Origin of the sequence: Nocardia sp. NPDC056611 (assembly GCF_042792755.1) — a bacterium.
GTDB lineage: Bacteria > Actinomycetota > Actinomycetes > Mycobacteriales > Mycobacteriaceae > Nocardia.
In genome coordinates, this window is the sequence record NZ_JBHTVV010000002.1 from 1154866 (window position 1) to 1176797 (window position 21932).

Genomic DNA, 21932 nt, shown 5'->3' on the forward strand with positions numbered 1-21932 from the left:
CCTCAGCGCTCCAAGTAGGCGTTGAGGATGTGGGCGATCTGGGCGACCGCGCCCGGGTCGGTCATCTCGAGGTGGGCCGCATCGATGTCGAAGGCCGAGATCTGGCCGCTGACAACGTCGGCCCATCCGGCGTGTCCGGCGGCGTCGGCCCGCCGGTCGCGGGTGGCGGTGAAGTACAGCATGTCGCTGTCGAGGACCGCAGGCTGCCAGGTGCTGGCGGCCCGGATCGCCAGGTTGTAGGCGTCGGTCAGGCGCTCGATCTGCGCGGCGTCGATGCCCATCGCGGTGCCGAGGTGCTGTTCGATCAGGTCGGCGGCCTCCTGGGCGGTCGCGTCGGGGCTGACGTAGTCGACGCCCATGACCGGGCCCAGGTTGCTGATCAGCTCGCCCGCGGTGACGGTGCGCAGCGTGGATTCGTCGACCCCGCTCGCCTCGGCGTCCAGCAGTGCCAGCAGCGCGACTTCCTCACCGGCGGAACGCATTTCGACGGCGATCTGGTGGGCGATAGCGCCGCCCAGCGACCAGCCGAGCAGGTGGTACGGGCCGTGGGGTTGCACGGCGCGGATCTCCGCGAAGTAGCGTTGCGCCATCTCCACGATCGTGGTCGGTCCCGGGTCCTCGCCGGTGATCTGTGGGGCCTGGATGCCGTAGATCGGCCGATCGCCGGCGAGGTACCGGTCGAAGGCGTGGTAGCACCACGACAGGCCCAGGGCCGGATGGATGCAGAACAGCGGAGGCTGGTCGCCGCCGGTCCGGATGGGCAGCAGGACGTCGAAGCCGAGGGCGGCGCCGTCGACCGTGCTGCCGGAGCGCATGCCGGATTCGATCCGCTTGGCCAGGTCGGCCGGGCACGGATCGGACAGCATCCACCGGATCGGCACCTCGTAGTCGATCTCCTTGCGCAGGTGGGTGACCACCTGCACCGACTTCAGCGAGTTGCCGCCGAGGGCGTAGAAGTCGTCGTCCGCGCCGACCCGGTCCACGCCGAGCACCGCGCCGAAGGCTCGGGCGACTTCTTCCTCGAGCCACGACGAGGGTTCGCGGAACTCGCCGACCGGGAGCACCGGCTCGGGGAGCAGCTTCCGGTCCAGCTTGCCGGACACGGTGAGCGGCATGCTGTCCAGGGCCATCACGGTGGTGGGCACCATGTAGTCGGTCAGCGCGCCCGCGGCGTGCGCCAGGATCGCGGCGGTGTCGATGGTCGCGCCCGCGGCGGGCACCACGTACCCGACGAGGTGTTCGGCCGCGCCCGTGTTGTGCACCAGCGCGATCGCGCGGGCGACGCTCGGGTGCTCGGCCAGCACCGCCTCGATCTCCCCGAGTTCGATCCGCAGGCCGCGCAGTTTCACCTGGAAGTCGGTGCGGCCCAGGTATTCCAGTTCGCCGTCGCTGTTCCAGCGCACCAGGTCGCCGGTGCGGTAGAGGCGTCCGCCGTCGCCGAACGGGTCGGGCACGAACCGTTCCGCGGTGAGGCCGGGTCGCGACTGGTAGCCGCGCGAGAGCTGGGCGCCCGCGAGGTACAGCTCGCCCGCGACGCCCGGCGGCACCGGGTGCAACCGGCTGTCGAGCACGTAGGCCCGGGTGTTCCAGGCGGGTGCGCCGATCGGCATGTTCCCGCTGTCGGTGTCGGTGACCGGATGCGAGGTCGCGCACACGGTGAATTCGGTCGGCCCGTACAGGTTGTGCAATTCGACCCCGGGCATGGTGCGCCGCGCCTCGGCGACGACGTCGGGACCGAACGCCTCACCACCGACCAGCAGCGTCCGCACCGAGTCGAGGGATCCGGCGGGCACCGCGTCGGCGAACACCGCCAGCATCGACGGCACCAGCGCGGTGATGGTGACTCGCTGGGCGGCAATGGTTTCCGCGAGATAGATCGGGTCCGAGTGCCCGTCGGCGCGCGCGATCACCATGCGCGCCCCCATGGCGAGGGTCGCGAACAGTTCCCACACCGACATGTCGAAGGTGGCGGGGGACTTGTGCAGCACCACGTCGTCGGGTGACCACGCGTAGGTGCCGCCGAGCCACCGCACCTGGTTCACCACCGAACCATGGGTCACCGCCACGCCTTTCGGCCGTCCGGTCGACCCGGAGGTGAACAGGACGTAGGCGAGGTTGTGTGGTCGCAGCGGCACGATCCGGTCGGCGTCGGTCACCGGTCCGTCGTCGAATCCGGACAGGTCCAGGCCGTCGAGGGTCGACAGTTCCAGCGCGGGCGCCGCGATCGACAGCATGTACTCGACGCGATCGTCCGGCAGGTCCGGATCGATGGGCACGTAGCCCGCGCCCGCGGCGTGCACGGCGTACATGGCGGTCACCTGGTCCAGGGACCGCCGCATCCGCAGCGCCACCAGGGATTCCGGGCCCACGCCGCGGCCGATCAGCCAGCGCGCCAACCGGTTGACGCGGGTGGCGAATGCCGCGTAGGTCAGGGACTCGTCGGCGGTCACGATGGCGGTCCGGTCCGGGTGGGCCCGCACCGAGTCGGTGAAGAGCGAGGCGAGCGTCTCGTCGGTGGGGAGGTCGCGGTCGGTCGAATTCCAGTGCCGCAGCACGGTGTCCCGTTCCTCGACTCCGAGCAGGTCCACGTCGTACACCTGCTGGGTCGCGTCGGTCGCCAGGGCGCCGAGCAGCCGCAGCAGCCGGTCGGCGATGGTGCTCGCCGTGGCCGCGTCGAACAGGTCGCTCGCGTAGGTCACCGCTCCGGTGATTCCGGCAGGTTCGCCGGTGGCGTCGTAGGAATCCTGTACGGACACCAGCAGATCGAACAGCGCGGTGTCGGCGTCGGGTGTGACGCCCGAGACCGACAGGCCCGGCAGTTCGAATTCGGCCTTGTCGACGTTCTGGAACGCCAGCATCACCTGGAACAGCGGGTGATGCGCGTGCGACCGCATCGGATTCAGCTCCTGCACCAGCCGCTCGAACGGCACGTCGGCGTGCCCGAAGGCGGCGAGGTCGGTGCCGCGCACATGCTCGAGCAGTTGGGTGAGGGTCATCTCCGGCGCCAGCCGGGTCCGCAGCACCAGGGTGTTGACGAACATGCCGACCAGGTCGTCGAGTTCGGGTTCGCCGCGTCCCGCGTACGGGGTGCCGATCGCGATGTCGTCCATGTCGGCGAGCCGGGCCAGGGTGGCGGCCAGCGCGGCGTGGACCACCATGAACAGCGTCGTGTTGTGCTCCCGCGCGACCTGCTGCAGTCCGGTGTGCAGGTCGGCGTCGATGCTGATCGGTACGGTCGCGCCCGCGTAGGTCTGCACGGGCGGCCGCGGCCGGTCGGTCGGGAGTTCCAGCAGCGGCGGGAGTTCCGCCAATTCGAGGGTCCAGTAGTCGATCTGGGCTCGGATCAGCGAGTCGGGATCGTCCTCGGTGCCCAGCACCGCGCGTTCCCAGATCGCGTAGTCCGCGTACTGCACCGGCAGTTCGGGCAGATTCGGGGTCTCGCCGGTCAGGTGGGCGGCGTAGGCGGTCATGGTGTCCCGGGCGAGCGGGCCCAGTGAGGAGCCGTCGCAGGAGATGTGGTGCGCGACCACGGCGAGGACCCATTCGTGCTGCCCGAGTTCGAACAGCCGGACCCGCAGGGGCGCGTCGACGGTGACGTCGAAGGCCGTCGCGACCAATGCCGACATCGCTTCGGCCAGTTCCGATTCCGTGACCGGGGTCGGCGTGATCGGCGTCATGGCCCGTGCCGTGGGCAGCACGACCTGCGATGGTTCACCCTCGGCGTACGGGTAGACGGTCCGCAGCACCTCGTGCCGGTCGACCACCTCGGTGAGGGCCGCGCGCAGCGCGTCGAGGTTCAGTTCTCCGGTGAGCCGCAGCATGATCGGGATGCTGTAGGCGGCCGAGTCGGGCTCGAGCCGGTTCAGGAACCACATGCGCTGCTGGGCGTAGGACAGTGGAATCCGTTGCGGCCGCTGCTGTGCGGTCAACCCGATCCGGCCGGTATTGGCCCGCGATTCGGCGCGTGCGGCCAGCCGCGCCACGGTCGGCGCTTCGAAGATGGTCGACACCGGGACGGTCCCGTCGAGCGCGGCGCCGATGCGGGCGGCGACACGGGTGGCGACCAGGCTGTTGCCGCCCAGTTCGAAGAAGTCGTCGTCGGCGCCGATGGGGGTGTCGATGTCGAGGACGTCGGCGAAGATGCCCGCCACGATCTCCTCCGCGGGGGAGGACGGGGCCCGGAATCGCTTGGCCTGCACCACGGGAGCGGGCAGCGCCGAGCGGTCGAGCTTGCCGTTGGGGGAGAGCGGGATGGTGTCGAGGATCATCACCGCGGCGGGGACCAGGTACGACGGCAGCGCCTCGGCCAGTGCCGCGCGCAGCTCCTCGCTCGACAGGCTCGCCCCGGCCTCGGGGACCGCATAGGTCACCAGCTGGGTGGGCCCGGTGTCGGTGCGCCACGGTGTGGTGATCGCGTAGGCGACATCGGGCCGCGCGTCGAGGACGGCGTCGATCTCGCCCATCTCGACCCGGTAGCCGCGGATCTTGACCTGGAAGTCGTTGCGTCCCAGGAATTCCAGATTGCCCTCGGCGTTCCACCGCACCACGTCGCCGGTGCGGTACATGCGGCTGCCGGGTTCCCCGAACGGGTGCGCCACGAAGCGGGACCCGCTGGCGGCGGGCTTGTCCAGGTAGGCGCGCGCCAGGGAGGGGCCCGCCAGATACAGCTCACCGGCCACCCCGACGGGCACCGGCCGCAGCCGGGCATCGAGGACCAGCGCCTGGACGGCCTGCAACGGAACGCCGATCGTCGGCCGGTCGCCGGGCCACAGCGGTCCGGTCGCCGTGGTCACCATCGTGGCCTCGGTCGGACCGTACAGCTCCCGGAACATCCGGGCGCCCGCGAGATCGGTTCCGGCCCACCGGTTCACCAGCTCCGCCGACACCTCGTCACCACCGGACATGACCACCCGCAGGTCGTCGAGCCCGGCCGGATCCACCGATGCCAGCGCGGCGGGGGTCATGAAGGCGTGGGTGACGCGCTCCTCGCGCAGGAATTCCGTCATCTCGGCGCCACCGTAGACGCCGGTCGGCGCGATGATCAGCGCACCGGCGCCGCTGACCGCCATCAGGGTCTCCAGCAGGGCGGCGTCGAACGACGGCGATGCGAAGCGCAGCACCCGGGAGGCCGGCCCGAGGTCGAAGTCGGCGCGGAACGAGGCGAGGAAGTCGGCGACGCCGGTGTGGGTGACGGCCACGCCCTTCGGTTTTCCGGTCGACCCGGAGGTGAAGACCACGTATGCCACGTTCTCGGCGCGCATCGGGTGGAGCCGGTCGGGATCGCCGACCGGCCCGCTCGCCAACCCGTCGAGGCGCTCGGCGACAGCCGCGTCGTCGAGCACGATCCAGTCCACCGACGCGGGCAGCCGGCCGGAGACGGCGGACACCGTGACACCCAGCGTCGCGGCCGAATCCGACACCATCTGCGCGATCCGGCTCTCCGGGTATCCGGCGTCCACCGGGACGAAAGCCGCGCCCGACTTCACCACGGCCCACCACGCGACCACGGTCTCCAGCGAGCGCGAGGCCGCCACCAGCACCGGGGTCTCCGGTCCGGCGCCGCGGCCGATCAGCAACCGCGCCAACCGGTTCGAGCGTTCATCGAGTTGCGTGTACGTCAACGCGGTGTCGCCGGCGACCACGGCGATGCCGTGCGGGTTGTTCCGGACGGCGGTGTCGAACACCTCCGGCAGCAGTCCGGAGGGCTCCGGCCGGGTGCCGGTGCGCGCTCCGGCCCGGGAGGTGAGCGCGGCGCGCTCGTCGGCGTCGAGCCAGTCGATATCGCCGACCACCACGGCCGGATCGGCGGCGACGGCTTCGAGCACCCGCACCAACCGGCGCACGATCGCCGCCGCGGTCGACTCGTCGAACAGGTCCCGGGCGAAGGTCAGCATGCCCGAGATGCCCTGTGCGACACCGGCCTCGGGGGCCGCTTCGGAGAGCACGAGTTGCAGGTCGAACTGCGTCGCCCCGGTATCGACCTCGGCGCGGGCGATGCGGACGCCGGGCAGCGCCACCTCGACCGTCGCCAGGTTCTCGAACGCCAGGGCCACCTGGAACAGCGGATGCCGGGCCGCGGATCGCTCCGGGTTCAGCTCCTCCACCACCCGCTCGAACGGCACGTCGGCGTGCTCGAAGGCCAGCAGGTCGGTGTCGCGGGCGCGCATGAGGAGTTCGGCGAACCGCTCGGTGGTGTCGACCCGGGTGCGCAGGGCCAGCGTGTTCACGAACATGCCGACCAGTTGTTCCAGGCCGGGTTCGCCGCGCCCGGCGACAGGGGTGCCGATCACGACGTCGTCGGTGCCGCCGAGCCGTCCCAGCACCGTTGCCAGCGCGGCGTGCATCACCATGAACAGCGACGCTCCACGCGACCGCGCGAGGGTGACCAGTTGCCGGTGCAGGTCCGCGTCGATCCGCACCGGCACCCGGCCGCCCGCCAGGGAGGCGACGGCGGGGCGCGGGCGGTCGGCGGGCAGGTCCAATCGGTCCGGCGCGTCGTCGAGGGTGGTGCGCCAGAACTCCAGCTGGGCGGACATCAGGGAGGCCGGATCGTCCGCGGCGCCGAGCATCTCGCGCTGCCACCACGCGAAGTCGGCGTACTGCACGGTGAGCGGCTTCCATTCGGGCGCGTGCCCCGCGGTTCGCGCGGCGTAGGCCGTCATCACGTCATGGGCCAGTGGCCCCATCGACTGGCCGTCACCGGCGATGTGATGGACCACCAGCACCAGCAGGAATTCGCCGGTGCCATCGTCGTGTTCGGCGAGTTCGAACAGGCCCACCCGCATCGGAACGTTCGCGGTGACGTCGAATCCGCGGCGCACGAAATCGCCGACCACCTCGGCGACGGCCTCTTCGGGCACGCGCTTCGGCTCGACCGCGGTCGCGGGCTCGTCGAGCACGACCTGCCGGGGCTCACCGGAGAATTCGGGGTAGACCGTCCGCAGCACCTCGTGGCGGGTGACCACATCGGCGAGCGCGGCCGCGAGGGCCTCGGTGTCCAGCGATCCCGACAACCGGAGCATGACCGGGATGTTGTAGGCCGGGGATTCGGGCTCGAAGCGGTTGAGGAACCACATCCGCTGCTGGGCCAGCGACAGCGGCACCGGGTCGGGATGGGTCCCGGGCAGCAGCGGCAGCCGGTCCGAGTCACTGAATGTCCAGGTGCGAGCGGCCAATTCGGCGACCGTCGGCGCTTCGAAGATGGACCGCACCGGCACCTGCACCTGCAGGGCCGCGCCCAGCCGTCCCGCGACCAGCGAGGCGCTGAGCGAATCGCCGCCCAGTTCGAAGAAGTCGTCGTCCGCGCCGACACCGGCCACATCGAGGACCCGCTCGTAGATCCGTGCCACCAGTTCTTCCGCACCCGGTGTCGGGGCCCGGAATTCGCGGGTGACGGCGACGGGCTCGGGTAGTCGGTCGCGATCGAGTTTGCCGTTGGCGGTCAGCGGCACCTCGTCGAGCACGATCACCGCGGACGGCACCATGATCCGGGGCAGCGACTCGGCCAGTGCCGCACGCAATTCCGCACCCGAGAGCTGGATTCCGGCCGCGGGCACGACATAGGACACCAGCCGGACCGGCCGACCGGGATCGTGGCGCGGCACGGTGACCGCGTACGCGACCTCGGGCCGCGCGCCGAGCGCGGCGTCGATCTCGCCGAGTTCGATGCGGGTGCCGTGCACCTTCACCTGGAAGTCGTTGCGGCCCAGGAACTCGAACTCGCCGTCGGCGGTGCGGCGCACCACGTCGCCGGTGCGGTACATGGGGCGGCCGGGCGCACCGAACGGGCAGGCCACGAAGCGCGCCGCGGTCAAGGCCGCCCTGGCGACGTAGCCGTCGGCCAGGCCCGCGCCGAACAGGTACAGCTCACCCGCGACGCCGTGCGGCACCGGCCGCAACCAGGTGTCGAGGACTACGGCCGCCACGGGACCGACCGGTCGGCCGATCGTGATGGCCGCACCCGGGGTCAGCGCGTCGGTGGCCGTCGCCCAGATGGTGGTCTCGCTGGGCCCGTACAGATTGACCATGGTGCGCCCGGGGGCCCACCGCTCGACCAGTTCGGGCCCGAGGGGTTCACCGGCGGTCGCCAGCAGCCGCAGCCCGTCCAAACCGGCGGTCGGGACCGTCGCCAGCGCCGAGGGGGTCACCACGGCATGCGAAACCCGTTCGCGCGCGATCAGTTCCGCCAGGTCGGGCCCGGCGTAGATCTCGCCGGGGGAGACGACCAGGCGGCCGCCCGACCCGTGCGCCATGAGCAGTTCGAACACCGAGGCGTCGAAGCTGGGCGAGGCGACCTGCAGCACCACCGACATCGGGTCCACCCCGAACCGCCGCCGCTGCGCCGCGACGATATCGGCCAGGCCGCGATGGCTCACCAGCACGCCCTTGGGGGTTCCGGTGGAGCCGGAGGTGTAGCTGACGTACGCGATCTGCTCGCGCCGGATCGGCGCGCCGCGTTCGGCATCGGTGATCGGCGCGCCCGACACCGAGTCCAGGGCGTGCAACGCCTGCGACCCGTCCAGCAGCAGCCAGTCGACGCCGTCCGGCGGGCGCTTGCGGACGGAACCGTCGGTCAGCCCGAGCACGGTGCCCGAGTCCGACAGCAGGAATTCGATCCGTTCGGCGGGCAGCGTCGGATCGATCGGCAGGATCGCCGCACCCGTCTTCGCCACCGCCCACAGGGTGACGGTGGCCGCCAGCGAGCGGGGCAGCACCGAGGCGACCACCTGACCGCGTCGGGCCCCGCGCCGCAACAGGATTCGAGCCAGCCGGGTGGATCGGTCGTCGAGCTGCCGGTAGGTCAGGGAATCCGCGCCGCAGCGAACCGCGACCGTATCCGGATCGGCGATGACCGAGGCCGCGAGGATGCGATCCAGGGTCTCCGGGAGCGCCACCTCGGCAGCCGATTCCGGCCACGCGGGCGGCGGTTCCCGGTCCAGGGGCAGTTCGCCCAGCCGGGTGCCGGCGTGCGCGCCGATCCGGCCCAGCAGGTCGATGAAGCGGTCGAGAACGCGCCGCGCGGAGTCGTGGTCGAAGACCCGTTCGTGGTAGCGGAGGATGATCTTCAGGCCGTTCGCCGCACCGTGCTCGGACTGCATCGGTTCCACGACCATGCTCAACGGGTACGGGGCCGCGTCCACGCCGTCGAGGTCGGTCACCCGCAGGCCCGCCGAATCGACGAGGCGTTGCAGGGCCGAGCGGTCGACGGGGAACGACTGGTAGGTGATGGCGGTGTCGAACAGCTCCGACAAGCCTGCGCTACGGTGGATCTCGGGCAGGCCGATGTGGTGGTGGTCGAGCATGCGGGCCTGCCGCGACTGCATCTCGCTCAGCAACTCGCGCACCGTCATGGCCGGATCGAGTGGGACGCGCACCGGAATCGTGTTCAGGAACATGCCGAGCGTCTGGTCGACCATCGGCAATTCCGGAGGCCGGCCCGCGACCGAGGCGCCGAAGATCACGTCGGTCTCACCGGTCAGCACACGCAGATTCAGCGCCCAGGCCGCGTTGACGGCTGTATTGAGGGTGACGGCCGCGTCCGCGGCCACCCGGCGCAGTGCGCCGAAGCGGTCCTCGGTCAGCTCGGCCCCGACCTCGCCGGAGGACGTCGGGCCCGCGTCGGCCTCACGGGACGCCCGGGTGGGGGCGTCGACATCCGAGAATTCCCGCGCCCAGGCCGCTTTGGACTCGGCGTTGTCCTGCCGACCCAGCCAGGTCAGGTAGTCGCGGTAGGTGGGTGCCGGTCCGGCGGCGTCGATGTGGTCGGGCGAGCCGTAGTAGTCGAGCAGTTCGGCCATGAGCAGCGGCATCGACCAGCCGTCCAGGATCACATGGTGATTGGTGACCAGCAGCCGGTAGGACTGCGCACCGAGCCGGATCAGGGTCAGGCGCAGCAGCGGCGGGGCCGCAAGGTCGAAGCTCTCGGCCGCGTCCGCCGCGGCGATCGCCGCCGGGTCGGCCGGGCCGTCCGCGTCGTCGCCGGCGGCCGGATCGACCACCCGGAACGGGATCTCGGCGTGATCGACCACGACCTGGCACGGCCCGGCCGCGGTCTCCGCGAACGCGGCCCGCAGGATGTCGTGCCGGTCCACCAGGGCCTGCGCGGCCCGCCGCAGCCGCTCGGCGTCGACGGCGCCGGAGAAGCCGATCATCGTCTGGACGGTGTAGCCGTCGTCCGCGTCCGGGTCGAACATCGTATGGAAATGCATGCCGGACTGCATGGGCGACAACGGCCAGACATCGGACAGCCGGGGGTACTGCCGCTCGAGCTGATCGATGTCCTGGCGGGTGAGCTTGACGAGTTGGGTACCCGCGGCGCGATACGCGTGATGCGCGGTGGCGGGCCGCGGGGGCTCCTCGACGGCCTTCGGGGTCGCCCCGCCGTCGGCCATCGCGGCCAGGGCGGCAACGGTCTTGCCTTCGAAGACATCTCGCGGAGTCAGCGTCAACCCCGCGTTCCGCGCCAGCGCCACCAGCCGCATGGACACGATGCTGTCGCCGCCGAGGGCGAAGAAGTTGCTGTCGGCGGACACCGACTCCAGGTGCAGCACCTCGGCGAAGAGCCGCGCCATCACCTGCTCGGCGGGGGTCGACGGTGCTCTGCCGCCGGTCGCGCCCACCTCGAAGGCGCGCTTCTGCAAGGCTCTTCGATCGACCTTGCCCGTGGGCGTGCGCGGCATCTCCTCGAGCCGCACGATCGCGGCGGGGTTCATGTAGCGCGGCATGCTGCCCGCCAGATCGCCCTCGATGGCGGTCACGTCGACCGATTCGCCGGGTGCGGCCACGACATAGGACACCAGCAACGGTTCGCCGGTGGGCCCGTCGACGGTCACCGTGGCGACGCTGGACACGGCGGGGTGGCGCGCGATGTGGGCGTCGATCTCGCCGGGCTCGATGCGCAGCCCGTGAATCTTGACCTGCTGATCGATGCGGCCCAGGTACTCCAGCGCGAGACGGCCGTTCGCCCGCACCCAGCGCACGGAATCACCGGTGCGGTAGAGCCGTTCACCGCGGGTGGACCGCGGATCGGCGACGAACCGCGACGCCGACACCTCCGGGCGGTCGAGGTAGCCGCGGGCCAGGCCCGGGCCGCCGATGTACAGCTCACCCGCGACGCCGACCGGCACCGGTCGCAGCCACGGGTCCAGCACCAGCGCGGACGCGCCGATGACGGGTCCGCCGATCGTGACGGGGTCACCGGCGGCGAGATCGTCGGATCCCGTTGCCCAGATGGTGCATTCGGTCGGACCGTAGTGGTTCATGAGCCGCCGGCCGGGGGCCCACCGGTTCACGGTGTCGGGCCCGACCGCCTCACCGACCACGGCCAGGGTGGTCAACGACGGCAGGTGGGACGGGTCCATGGTGTTCAGCACCGACGGGGTGATGATCGCGTGCGAAACCCGCTGCGACCGAAGCAGTTCCTCCAGGTCGATGCCCGCGTACACCTCGGGCGGCGCGACCACGAGGCACGCCCCGCTGCTGTGCGCCAACAGCATCTCCGAGACGCAGGCGTCGAATCCGGGCGAGGCCACCTGCAACACCAGGGATTCCGGGGTGGGCCGGAACGCGTCGGCCTGCGCCGCGACCAGATCGGCCAGACCCCGGTGGCTGAGGTGGACCGCCTTCGGCGTGCCGGTCGAGCCGGACGTGTAGATCACGTACGCCGCGTGGTCGACCGACAGGTCCACCTCGGGCGGGTGCGGGAGAAGCTCATCGGCGTCGGACGTCGAAGCGTCCAGCGTCAGCCAGTCGACCGCCGTCGGAAGCTGCTGTGCGACAGCGCTTGTCGTGACACCCAGTCGGGTGTGCGAGCCGGACAGCAGCTCGCCGATCCGCGCGGCCGGATTGCCGGGATCCAGGGGCAGGAACGCGGCGCCGGTCTTGGCGACGGCCCAGATCGCGACGACGAGTTCGGCCGAGCGGGGCAGCACCAGAGCCACGGTCGACTCGGGGCGTGCGCCGTGGGCGACCAGTCGGCGGGCGAACGCGTCGGCGCGCTCGTCCAGCTCCCGATAGGTCCACGTGGTGTCGCCGTACCGGATAGCCGCGGCGTCGGGGTGCCGGCGTGCGGTCGCGGACAGGATGTCGCGGAGCACCCGCTCGGGGGCGGGCTCGCCGCCGCTGACCGAGAGCAGCTTGGCGCGTTCGGAATCCCAGCAGGACGAGATCGACGCGACCGTGGCGGCCGGATCGTCGACGAGCTGCATGAGCAGCAGCTCGAAGCGACCGAGCAGCTGATGGGCGTCATTGTCGTCGAAGCGGTCGGCAGCGAATTTCAGTGTCACCGAATAGGTTCCGGTGTCGGCTCCGCCGTCGCCACCCGGGCGCGGTGGGGTCACCTGCAGGCTCAACGGGAACGGCGTCGCGTCGTGCGCGTCGATCTCGACCAGCCGCAAACCGGCGGCCGAGAGGTCGTGGGCCAGCAGCTCCCGATCGAACGGGTAGGACTCGAGCACCGTCGCGGTGTCGAACATGTCGGTGATCCCGGATACCCGCTGCAATTCCGCCAAGCCGATGTGCCGGTGATCCAGCATCGCGGCCTGCTCGGACTGCACCCGCACCAGCAGATCGCCGACGGTCTCGCCGGGCTCGAGCCGGATCCGCACGGGCAGCGTGTTCACCATCAGCCCGACCATGCGCTCGACATCCGGAATCCGCGGCGGACGGTTCGAGACCGTATTGCCGAACACCACGTCCGGCCGCCCGGCCAGCACGGACACCAGCAGCGCCCAGGCCACGTGCAGGGCGGTATTGGGGGTGACGCCGTGCGAGCGGCCGAGGTCGAGAATCGCGGCGGAGGTGGCGGCATCGAGGTGCAGGCCCACCTCGCCCGCGTCCGAGGTGACCGTCCGCTCCGGGCCGTTCGTGATCCGCGTCGGCCGGTCGATCCCGGCGAGCATGTCCCGCCACGCGGCCGCCGTGGCGTCGCCGTCCTGCTCCTGGAGCCAGCGCAGGTATTCGCGGAACGACCGCGCGGGCGCGAGGCCGGCGGTGTCGCCGTCGGAGACGTACAGCGTCAGCAACTCGTGGATGAGCAGCGGCATCGACCAGCCGTCCAGCACCAGATGGTGATTGGTCACCAGCAGCCGGAACTGCTCGACACCGGTGCGCACGAGGTGGAAACGCACCAGTGGCGGCCGCGCCGGATCGAAGGGCGCGGCGGCGATGCGCGCGATGTCCCGCAGCGCTTCGTCCTGCCGGTCGACCAGGCTGACATCGGACTCGGCCCACTCGACCGCGGTGTCGCGCAGCACGATCTGACGCGGCCCGGCATCGGTCTCGACGAACGCGGTCCGCAGGGCGTCGTGCCGATCCAGCAGCACCTGGGCGGCCCGCCGCATCCGCTCGCCGTCCACCTGGCCGTCGAACGTCAGCGCGGCCTGCACGATGTAGCCGTCCTCGCCGCCCCGGTCGTAGATGGTGTGGAACAGCAAACCGGACTGCAGGGCGGTCAGCGGCCACACCTCGGTCATCGACGGGTATTCGCGCAGCCACCGGTCGATCTGCTCCTGGGCGACGGTGGCGAGCGGGAAGTCGGAGGGCGTGTAGCTGTGTCCGGTCGCGGACCGGACGTGATCGGCCAGCGACTCCAGCGCGCGGGTCCACAGTCCGGCGAGTTCCTCGACGTCCTCGGCCGCCATCGCCTGCGACGCGAATTCCCATGTCACAGCGAGCTCCAGCCCATCGTTGCCCGCCTCGGCGATGGCATTGACATCGAGCAGGGCGGCCAGCGCCATGGCCGGATCGCTGGTCCCGGTGAGCGCGGTGAACTCGGTGGTCGGGGCCCACGGCCCGGACCGCTCACCCGAACTCACGCGGCCGAGGTAGTTGAAGCTGATCTGCGGTTTGGGCAGGGGCGCGAGCTCGGCGCGGCCCACGGGATCGAGATGCCGCAGCACCGGGAAGCCGATGCCGTTGCCCGGCACCGCGCGCAGCTGCTCCTTGACCAGCTTGATCGCCCGTCCCGCGCTCGGGCCGCCGGCGAGGGCGTCGTCGAGGTCGAGGTCGTCCCACTCGATGCGGATCGGGAAGCGGGTGGTGAACCAGCCGACGGTGGCGCCCAGATCCGCGCCCGGGACGGCGTGTTCCTCGCGGCCGTGGCCCTCCAACAGGATCGACTCCCCGGTCGAGGTCACGCCGCGCCGGCGCCGCCACTCCGCCAGAGCCAGCACCAGGGCCGCAACCAGCGGATCGTTGGCGCCGCAATGGAATCGGTCCGGGATGGTGGTGAGGACCGCCTCGGTCACCGCCGCCGGAATCCGTTCGTGGATCCGGCCCGCGGTGGCCCCGGTGTCGACGTCCGGGTCCAGGCGACGCCAGCCGAGTAGTCGGTCCTCGTGCGCGAGAACGTCTTTCCAGTGCTCGAGTTCGGTCGCGCGCCTACCGTGCGCCCGCTCGGCCAAACCGTGCAGCCACCGCCGCACCGAGGTGGTGGCCGGACCCCACCGCGGCTCATCGCCCTGTGTCCAGGCCTGTGCGAGATCGGTGAGCACGGTGCGCCACGACACCGCGTCCACGGCGAGATGGTGGATCACCAGCCAGAGCAGGTCGGGTCCGCAATCGCGGTCGTCCCGCAGCCACACGGCCTGAACGAGTACGCCGTTGCCGGGATCCAATCGATCCGCGGCGTCCTGGAGATGACGGTCGATCTCGTCGGCGTCGCGACGGCCGAGGCGCACCTCGTGCAGTGAGGAACCCGGGTCGACCGCGTCCCGCTCGAGGACCTCGACGTAGCCACCCGATCCGACGCCGCGCAAGGCCGCGCGCAGCATGTCGTGGCGGTCCATCAGGGAGCCCAGTGCGCGCACCAGACCGGCTCGATCGACTCCGTCCGGGAGTTCCACGAGCGCGGCCTGCGCGAACCGGTCGTAGTGACCGCGGTCGAGCATGGCGTGCATGATCGGCGACAACGGCATCCGCCCGACGCCGCCGCCCGGCAGTTCGGCCAGCCCGGGCGCATCGCCGACCTCGGTGGCCACGGCCGCCAGCCCGGCGACCGTCTTGTGCACGAAGACGTCCTGGGTCGAGAAGCCCAGGCCCTCGGCCTTGGCGCGCGCCACGAGGCGGATCGACAGGATGCTGTCGCCGCCCAGGACGAAGAAGCTGTCGTCGGCCCCGACCCGGGGCACCCCGAGCACCTCCGCGAACAGCCCCGCGATCGTCTTCTCCCGTTCGGTCGCCGGGGCCCGCCCGGCGGGTGCGGTCCCGAACTCGGGCTTCGGCAAGGCGTGGCGATCCACCTTGCCGAAGGCGTTCATCGGCAGGCTGTCCAGGGGCAGCACGATCGCAGGAACCAGGTGCGGCGGTAGCGTTTCGCGGGCGAAGCGCAGGATCTCGACCGGATCGATATCGCGGCCCTCGACCGGCACGACATACGACGCCAGCACGGTGGTGCCGACATTGTTCTGTGCCGGCACGGTGACGCACAGATCCACGTCCTCGTGGGTGGTGAGCGCGGCGTCGACCTCGCCCGGCTCGATCCGGTAGCCGCGGATCTTGACCTGGAAATCGCTGCGGCCCATCAGTTCGAGCGCGGTGTCGCCGTTCTCGCCGGTCCAGCGCGCGATATCGCCGGTGCGGTACATGCGCGCACCGGTCCCGCCGTACGGGTCGGCGACGAAGCGGGCGGCGGTCTCGACGAATCGGTGGCTGTAGCCGCGGGCCAATCCCGGTCCGGCCAGATACAACTCGCCGACGGTGCCGCGTGGCACGGGCTGCAACGCACGGTCGAGGACCATGGCCTCGACGCCGCGGATCGGGCCGCCGATCGTGTGCACCTGCCCGGGCTCGAGCATCGCTCCCGCGGCGGTGACGGTCGATTCGGTGGGCCCGTACTCGTTGAACATGGCCGCCGACAGCGTCCAGCGTTCGACCAGATGCGGCGGGCAGACATCGCCACCCACCACGACCACTCGCACATCGGTCGGCAGCTCCGGATCCACCGTCGCCAGCATGGTCGGCGTCAGCGTCAGGTGGGTGACGTGCTCGTCGGCCAGCAGCCGGGTCAGCGAGTCGCCGCCGACCACCTCGGGCGGCACGACCACCAGCGTGGACCCGGACGCGAAGCAGGTCAGGAACTGTTCGAGGGAGGCGTCGAAACTGGGGGAGAGGGCGTACGACACACGGGAAGTCGTGTCGATGCCGAAGGTGGCCGCGCGATCGGCGACCAGATTCGCCAGACCGGTGTGCGTGACCTGCACACCCTTCGGCGTTCCGGTGGAGCCCGAGGTGTAGGTCATGTACGCGACATTGGACGGCCGCAGCGGATGGCTGCGGTCGAGGTCGGAGATCGGCCCGTCCGCGGCGTCGGACAGAGCCAGGGTCGAGGGGTCGTCGAGCACTACTTGACGCAGGTCCGCCGGGAGGGTCTCGCGCAGCGCGTTCACCGTGATCGCCACGGTCGCACCGCTGTCGGCGACCATGTGCTCGATCCGCTTGGCCGGATAGTCGGGGGCCATCTGCACGAAGGCCGCGCCGCTCTTGGCGACCGCCCAGGTCGCCACCACCGAATCGGTCGACCGGCGCAGCATGATCGCCACCGCCGTGTCCGGGCCACAACCCAGCGCGATCAGCTGCCGGGCGAGCCGCGAGGACTCGGAGTCCAGTTCGGCGTAGGTCATGCTCCGGCCATTGGAGATGATCGCGCAGCCGGCCGCGTTCCGGCGGGCGCTCTCGGCCAGCATGTCGGGCAGCAGGCGGGTGTCGACGGCGCTGGGCCCGCGCACGGGCAGCAGCTCATCGCGTTCCTGGACGTCGAGCAGCGGCAGAGCGCCGATCCGGCCGTCGGATCCGCTCGCCAGGAATTCGTGCAGGAACATGCGGAATCGCCGATGGTGACCGGCGAGTTCGTCATGGCTGTAGGAATTCGGATTCCCCTGGAAGTCGATATATGTGCTCTCTTTGCCCGCGCCCGGGTAGATGTTGACGAAAAGGTCGGAGGTGGGGCCCGAGGTGAGCACGTGCAAACGGCCCGTCGTCTCGCCCAGGACGACTTCGTTCTCCACCATCATGAGATTCACGGCGGGGCCGAACGAGGCGGCCTCGTCGCGCGCGATTCCCATATCGTGGAATATGTCCTCCTGGCGATACCGCTGCCGTCGCAGGGCGCTCGTCAATTCGCTTTTCACCGCCGCGATCAGTTCGCCGACGGTGCGATCCGCGACTCGGATGCGCAACGGGACCACATTGGCCACCATGCCGCCCGAACGCCGCAATACCGCGGAATGCCGGCCCGACACGGGCAGGCTCAGGAGAACTTCGTCGCTGCCGGTCATTCTCGCCAGATAGGCGGCGAACGCGGCGACGATGATCGGGGTCACGCTCTTGTCGTGGTCGAGCGCGACGGTATCGAGCAGATGTGCGGTGTCTTCGGCGAGTTCGGTGCTGACCAGCGTCGGATGAATGGTGGGCTTGTTGACGTGGGCGGCCAGACTGGCGCCCGCCGGTGCGCCCGTCAGATGCTCCATCCAGTGGGCGCGATCGTTCTCCATCCGCGTCGAATCGCGGTACGCCAGATCTTGTTCGGCGACCAGCCGCAGGTCCTGGGCCACGCACGCGGGGGGCTCCTCGGCCTTGATCCACGCGTTGTACAGCTCGGTCATGCGGTGCAGCATGGTCACGGCGGCGAATCCGTCGAGCGCGATGTGGTGCGCGCGCTGGTACCACAGGTAATGGTCGTCGCCGACCTGGAAGACAATGGCGATCACCAGGGAGTCGCGCAAGAGATCCAGGGGTGCGGAATAGTCCTCGGTCATTCTGCGATGTGCCGTCGCCACCGGATCGGCATCCTGTCGCAAGTCCTCGACCCACACCGAGGCGCCGTTGTCGGCGTCGACGTACTGGAATGGCTCGCCGTCGATCTCGACCAGGCGAGTATGCCCCGACCCGAACTCCCGGCCGGCCGTTCGGCAGGCTTCGACCAGGAGTTCGGCGTCCAATTCGCCGACGATCTCGACGTATTGGGCGACGGATATGGGTGTGGAGACCGCGAGATGCTGGGCGAACCAGATTCCCCGCTGCGCGGATGTCAGCGGAAAGACCTCGTGTGATGAATGAAATGTGCCATCTGGCAACGATTCTGGCTGGTCAGGATTGCTTTCGATGCCATTGTGCAGTTGGCGCATTTCGACCTCCAGCAAACAACGTTCACGTCAGGAACTCAAAACGCCCGAGGGCCGGCTGTCGATACGCTCACGCGCGCCGGGTCCGGGGACCATGGAATATGGCGGCAGGGTGTGACTCCGACACCCGCATTGCTGTGTACGTCGGGTCCGCCGCTGAGATCATTACAGCGAGTACCAACCGGTTCGTATGTGCCGACGTCGGCGCTCGATTCCCGGCATTCGTTCGCTACATCGCATCCACCCCGACCCCCGAATCACCCTCAGACCTCCCGGAAAACCGTCCAGTATGCCTTCGACCGCAGTGTCGACTGAGACCATGCCGAACTTCCCAACTTGAAAAGCGACTGTCCATGATGATTCTGCGCTCCGATGCCGCAACCAGTCGGTTTATTGATCAAAATGTTGGAAAAGGTTGTGCCTCACAGCATGGGATCCGGATGGCCGAACGTTAGTTCATGGTGTGTGACCTGCGATATTGGTGCAGTTTAGCCGTGAAAATCACAGTGACGTGAGTCGAGACCAGATCGAAAGCTAGCCTCTCGCACGCCTCGAACCCTCAAGGGGAGGGTCACTGGCGAACTTGGCGCAACCTGTCAATCGATGGCTCCGTGGTAAATCACTGGAACAGTCTTGTGTTGAATACTTGGTCGTTCCATACTTTTTGTGTGTCACCCGCCAAGTCCCGTCGTTACGAGTCGCCGCTTCGTCAGGAGACGGCGGCGCGGACCCGCCGGCGGGTCGTCGAGGTCGCCTCGCGACTGTTCGTCGAGCGCGGCTGGGAGGGCGCCTCCATGCGCGATGTCGCGCGCGAAGCGGGATGTTCGGTGGAGACGGTGTACGCGAGCGTCGGGAACAAGACCGCACTGTTGAAGACCGTCCTCGACATCGCGGTCGTCGGCGACGACGCGCAGATCGCACTCGACGATCGCCCGTGGTTCGGCGTGGGGGAAGGTCCCCTTGCGACCCGCGTCGCCGCACTGGCGGAGGTGAGCGCCGGGATCTACCGGCGCACCGCCGAACTGCGCCGCGTCCTCGACAGCGCGGCTCGGAGCAACGCCGAGCTCGCTCAGCTGGACGCCGGAAGCCGTGCGCAGGAACGCATCTCGCGCACCGCGCTCGTGTCCGCGGCGGCCGGACGGCCGTTGACCGAGCTGGAAGCCGATGCGGTCCAGTCGGTGTTCAGCAATGAGATCTACCGGCTCCTCACCACGGTCAGCGGGTGGAGTCATGCCCAGTATCAACAGTGGGCGGCCGACGCGATCGTGCGGCTGCTCGACCTTCACGAGGAGTAGCAATGCCATGACCGCCGACACCGGCCTGGCCGGACCCGCGGATACCCGAGTCATGCGAATCGTTCATTCCGCCCTGCGGCGGGACTTCGAACGCGCCCGCCACGCGCTCACCGAATGGCCCTATCCCTTCGACGAGCAACGCCGGGCGCTGGCCGCCCATCTGCTCTGGATGATGGACTTCCTGCACCATCACCACGAATCCGAGGACGAGCACCTGTATCCGCTGGTCCGTGAGCGCAATTCGGGCGCCTGGGCCCTCCTCGACACCATGAACACCGATCATCGGTCCATCGCGCCCGCCATGGACGACCTCGGCGCCGCCGCCCGGACCTACCGTGACTCGGCCGAGCATCGCCCGCGCGTGGTCGACGCCCTCGATGCGCTGACCGGCGTCCTGCTTCCGCATCTCGCGCGCGAGGAGGCGGAGATGATGCCGATCGTCTCGCAGACCCTCACCGACGCCGAGTGGCGGCACTGGGATCTCGAATACAACGTGAAACCGTTGGGGCCCATCGATTTATCGGATCAGGGCCTGTTCATCCTGGACGGCCTGCGAGGTCAGGATCGGACCGCCATCACCGAACTGGTCCCCGCGGTGCCGCGCTGGATCATTCTCCACCTGATGATCCACCGCTACCGGCACGGCGCGTTCCAGCGGTGGCGCACCAGCGAGTTCAGTTCCCTGAAGACCACACTCGGCGGCCGCCAGGAATACACGACGTCCGCGTCACCGCAACAGGTCTGGGACATTCTCACCGACGTCACCCGCGTCGGCGAGTGGAGTCACGAGTGCCGTTCCGCGCGCTGGCTCGACGGCGCGACCGAGGCGTCCCCGGGCGCCCGATTCGTCGGGTACAGCAAGTCCGGTGTCATGCGCTGGAGCCGCGCCTGCACGATCACGGTGCTGGACGCGCCGCGCGAACTGGGCTGGGTCACCCACGGCGGGGTCTGCGGTGACAACACCGAATGGCGCTACACCCTCGAACCTTCCGAGGGCGGCACGCGCATCGTGCAGACCTATCGGGTGCTGTCCATGCCGATGTGGTTCGACCGCGTCGTCTGGGTCGCGACCCCGGCCCATCATGATCGCCGGTCGGCGCTGCACTCCGATCTGGCCCGATTGGCCGGGATCGCGGAACGCTCGGGCCCTCGGGAGGGGTGAGGGCCGGAGCCGTGTGGTCCGCCGACCGTTCGGTCACGGGTGGTCGGCGGCCCAGGCGCAGATGGCGGCGAGCGGGGTCTGCAGCGATTTGCCGAGTTCGGTGAGGGAGTACTCGATGTGCTGCGGGGCGGTCTCCTTGAAGACGTGGCGTTCGACGAGCCCGTCGGATTCCATGCCGCGCAAGGTTTCGGTGAGCACCTTCTGGGTGATGCCGGGCAGGCGGCGGCGCAGCGCGGCCGGGCGCTGGGCGCCGTCGAGCAACGCGTAGATCAGCAGGATGCGCCATTTGGCGGCCAGGCGTTCGAGGGCCTGGCGGGTGGTGCAGGATTCCTCGAGTACGTCGGGAATCACCAGGTCCATCGCGCCTCCGTTCGGAAGGGCACTTCGAAGTGCCTTCTATCGGTGGCGGGGGTCCGCGCCTACCGTCGTGTTTCACCGTAATGCGACGACTTCGAGGACGAGAGCACCAGATGACTGTCAGCACAGTTCCGTTCACTTTCACCCGTGCCGGAGACCGACTGGTCGGCACCCTGTATGTGCCGGAGGGCGAGCCCACCGGCGTGGTGGTCACGACCGGCCCGCTGACCTCCGTCAAGGAGCAGGCGGCGGGCGTCTACGCCGAAGCGCTGGCGCGCCGCGGGTTCGCCGCCCTGGCCTTCGATCACCGGACCTTCGGCGAGAGCGCCGGGGAGCCGCGGCAATTGGAGGACCCGTTGGGCAAGGCCGCCGACATCAGCGCCGCCGTCTCGGCGCTGGAAGCGGACGAGCGTTTCACCGGTAAGACCGTGGTCGCGCTGGGCGTCTGCGCCGGTGGCGGCTACATGGCCCGCGCGGTCGCCGACGACCCGCGCCTGCGGGCGTTCGCCGGCGTCGCGGGCGTGTATGCCGACGCGGCCGCCAACCCGGCGGATCCGGCGGTGGTCGAGCGCGGCCGCCTGGCACGGGAGCGCCGCCTCGCCACCGGCGAGGTCGAGACCATCCCGGCGGTGGCCGCGGACAACGGCGACGTGGCCATGCCCCTGACCGAGGCGTTCGAGTACTACGGCACCCCGCGCGGCGTGGTCCCCAACTACACGAACGGTTTCGCCGTCGAATCCTTCGAGCACACCGCGGGTTTCGACGCCCAGGAGGCGGCGGCCCGGCTGTCGGTGCCGTTCCTGCTGGTGCACTCCGAGCACGCCCTGGTCCCGCCGTGGGCGCGCAAGTTCTACGCTGGGGTGGCATCCCCGAAATCGGAGCTGTGGCTGGACTCGGTCGGCCAGATCGACTTCTACGACGATCCCCGCCTGATCGAGCCCGCCGCCGACGCGGCCGCCGACCTGTTCCGCGGCGTCTGCTGACCCGCGTGAGGTGAGC

The 21932-nt window shown here is 70.0% G+C and carries 5 protein-coding genes; 3 read left to right on the plus strand and 2 right to left on the minus strand.

Going from position 1 to position 21932, the window contains the following annotated elements; translation table 11 throughout:
- Positions 1-2: 2 nt before the first annotated feature.
- A complete protein-coding gene (locus ACFRAQ_RS14005) occupies positions 3-18122 on the minus strand; it encodes an amino acid adenylation domain-containing protein (protein ID WP_379098864.1) in 18120 nt (6039 codons plus the stop codon).
- A 665-nt stretch (positions 18123-18787) separates the two neighbouring features.
- On the opposite strand from ACFRAQ_RS14005, the gene ACFRAQ_RS14010 reads away from it, so the two are divergent.
- Both ACFRAQ_RS14010 and ACFRAQ_RS14015 read left to right on the plus strand, forming a co-directional pair.
- The gene (locus tag ACFRAQ_RS14010; RefSeq protein WP_379098867.1) at positions 18788-19414 is read left to right on the plus strand and encodes a TetR/AcrR family transcriptional regulator; all 627 of its coding nucleotides are present in this window, start codon (positions 18788-18790) and stop codon (positions 19412-19414) included.
- A 7-nt stretch (positions 19415-19421) separates the two neighbouring features.
- On the plus strand, positions 19422-20576 hold the full coding sequence (locus ACFRAQ_RS14015; protein ID WP_379098869.1) for a hemerythrin domain-containing protein: 1155 nt from the start codon (positions 19422-19424) through the stop codon (positions 20574-20576).
- Between the two features lie 33 nt (positions 20577-20609).
- Here ACFRAQ_RS14015 and ACFRAQ_RS14020 read toward each other — a convergent pair whose 3' ends face one another.
- Positions 20610-20936 carry a helix-turn-helix domain-containing protein gene (locus ACFRAQ_RS14020; RefSeq protein WP_357276973.1) on the minus strand — a complete coding sequence of 109 codons (327 nt, stop codon included), beginning with the start codon at positions 20934-20936 and terminating at the stop codon, positions 20610-20612.
- Positions 20937-21046: 110 nt separating this feature from the next.
- Between ACFRAQ_RS14020 and ACFRAQ_RS14025 the strand changes: the two genes are divergently transcribed.
- Positions 21047-21916: an alpha/beta hydrolase gene (locus ACFRAQ_RS14025; protein WP_379098872.1), complete on the plus strand. Its 870-nt coding sequence runs from the start codon at positions 21047-21049 to the stop codon at positions 21914-21916.
- Positions 21917-21932: the final 16 nt, after the last annotated feature.

Bases quoted from the DNA above. Each gene is read 5' to 3' on its own strand.
- ACFRAQ_RS14020 (WP_357276973.1), bottom strand. From the start codon at position 20,936: ATGGACCTGGTGATTCCCGACGTACTCGAGGAATCCTGCACCACCCGC.
- ACFRAQ_RS14015 (WP_379098869.1), top strand. From the start codon at position 19,422: ATGACCGCCGACACCGGCCTGGCCGGACCCGCGGATACCCGAGTCATG.
- ACFRAQ_RS14005 (WP_379098864.1), bottom strand. From the start codon at position 18,122: ATGCGCCAACTGCACAATGGCATCGAAAGCAATCCTGACCAGCCAGAA.
- ACFRAQ_RS14025 (WP_379098872.1), top strand. From the start codon at position 21,047: ATGACTGTCAGCACAGTTCCGTTCACTTTCACCCGTGCCGGAGACCGA.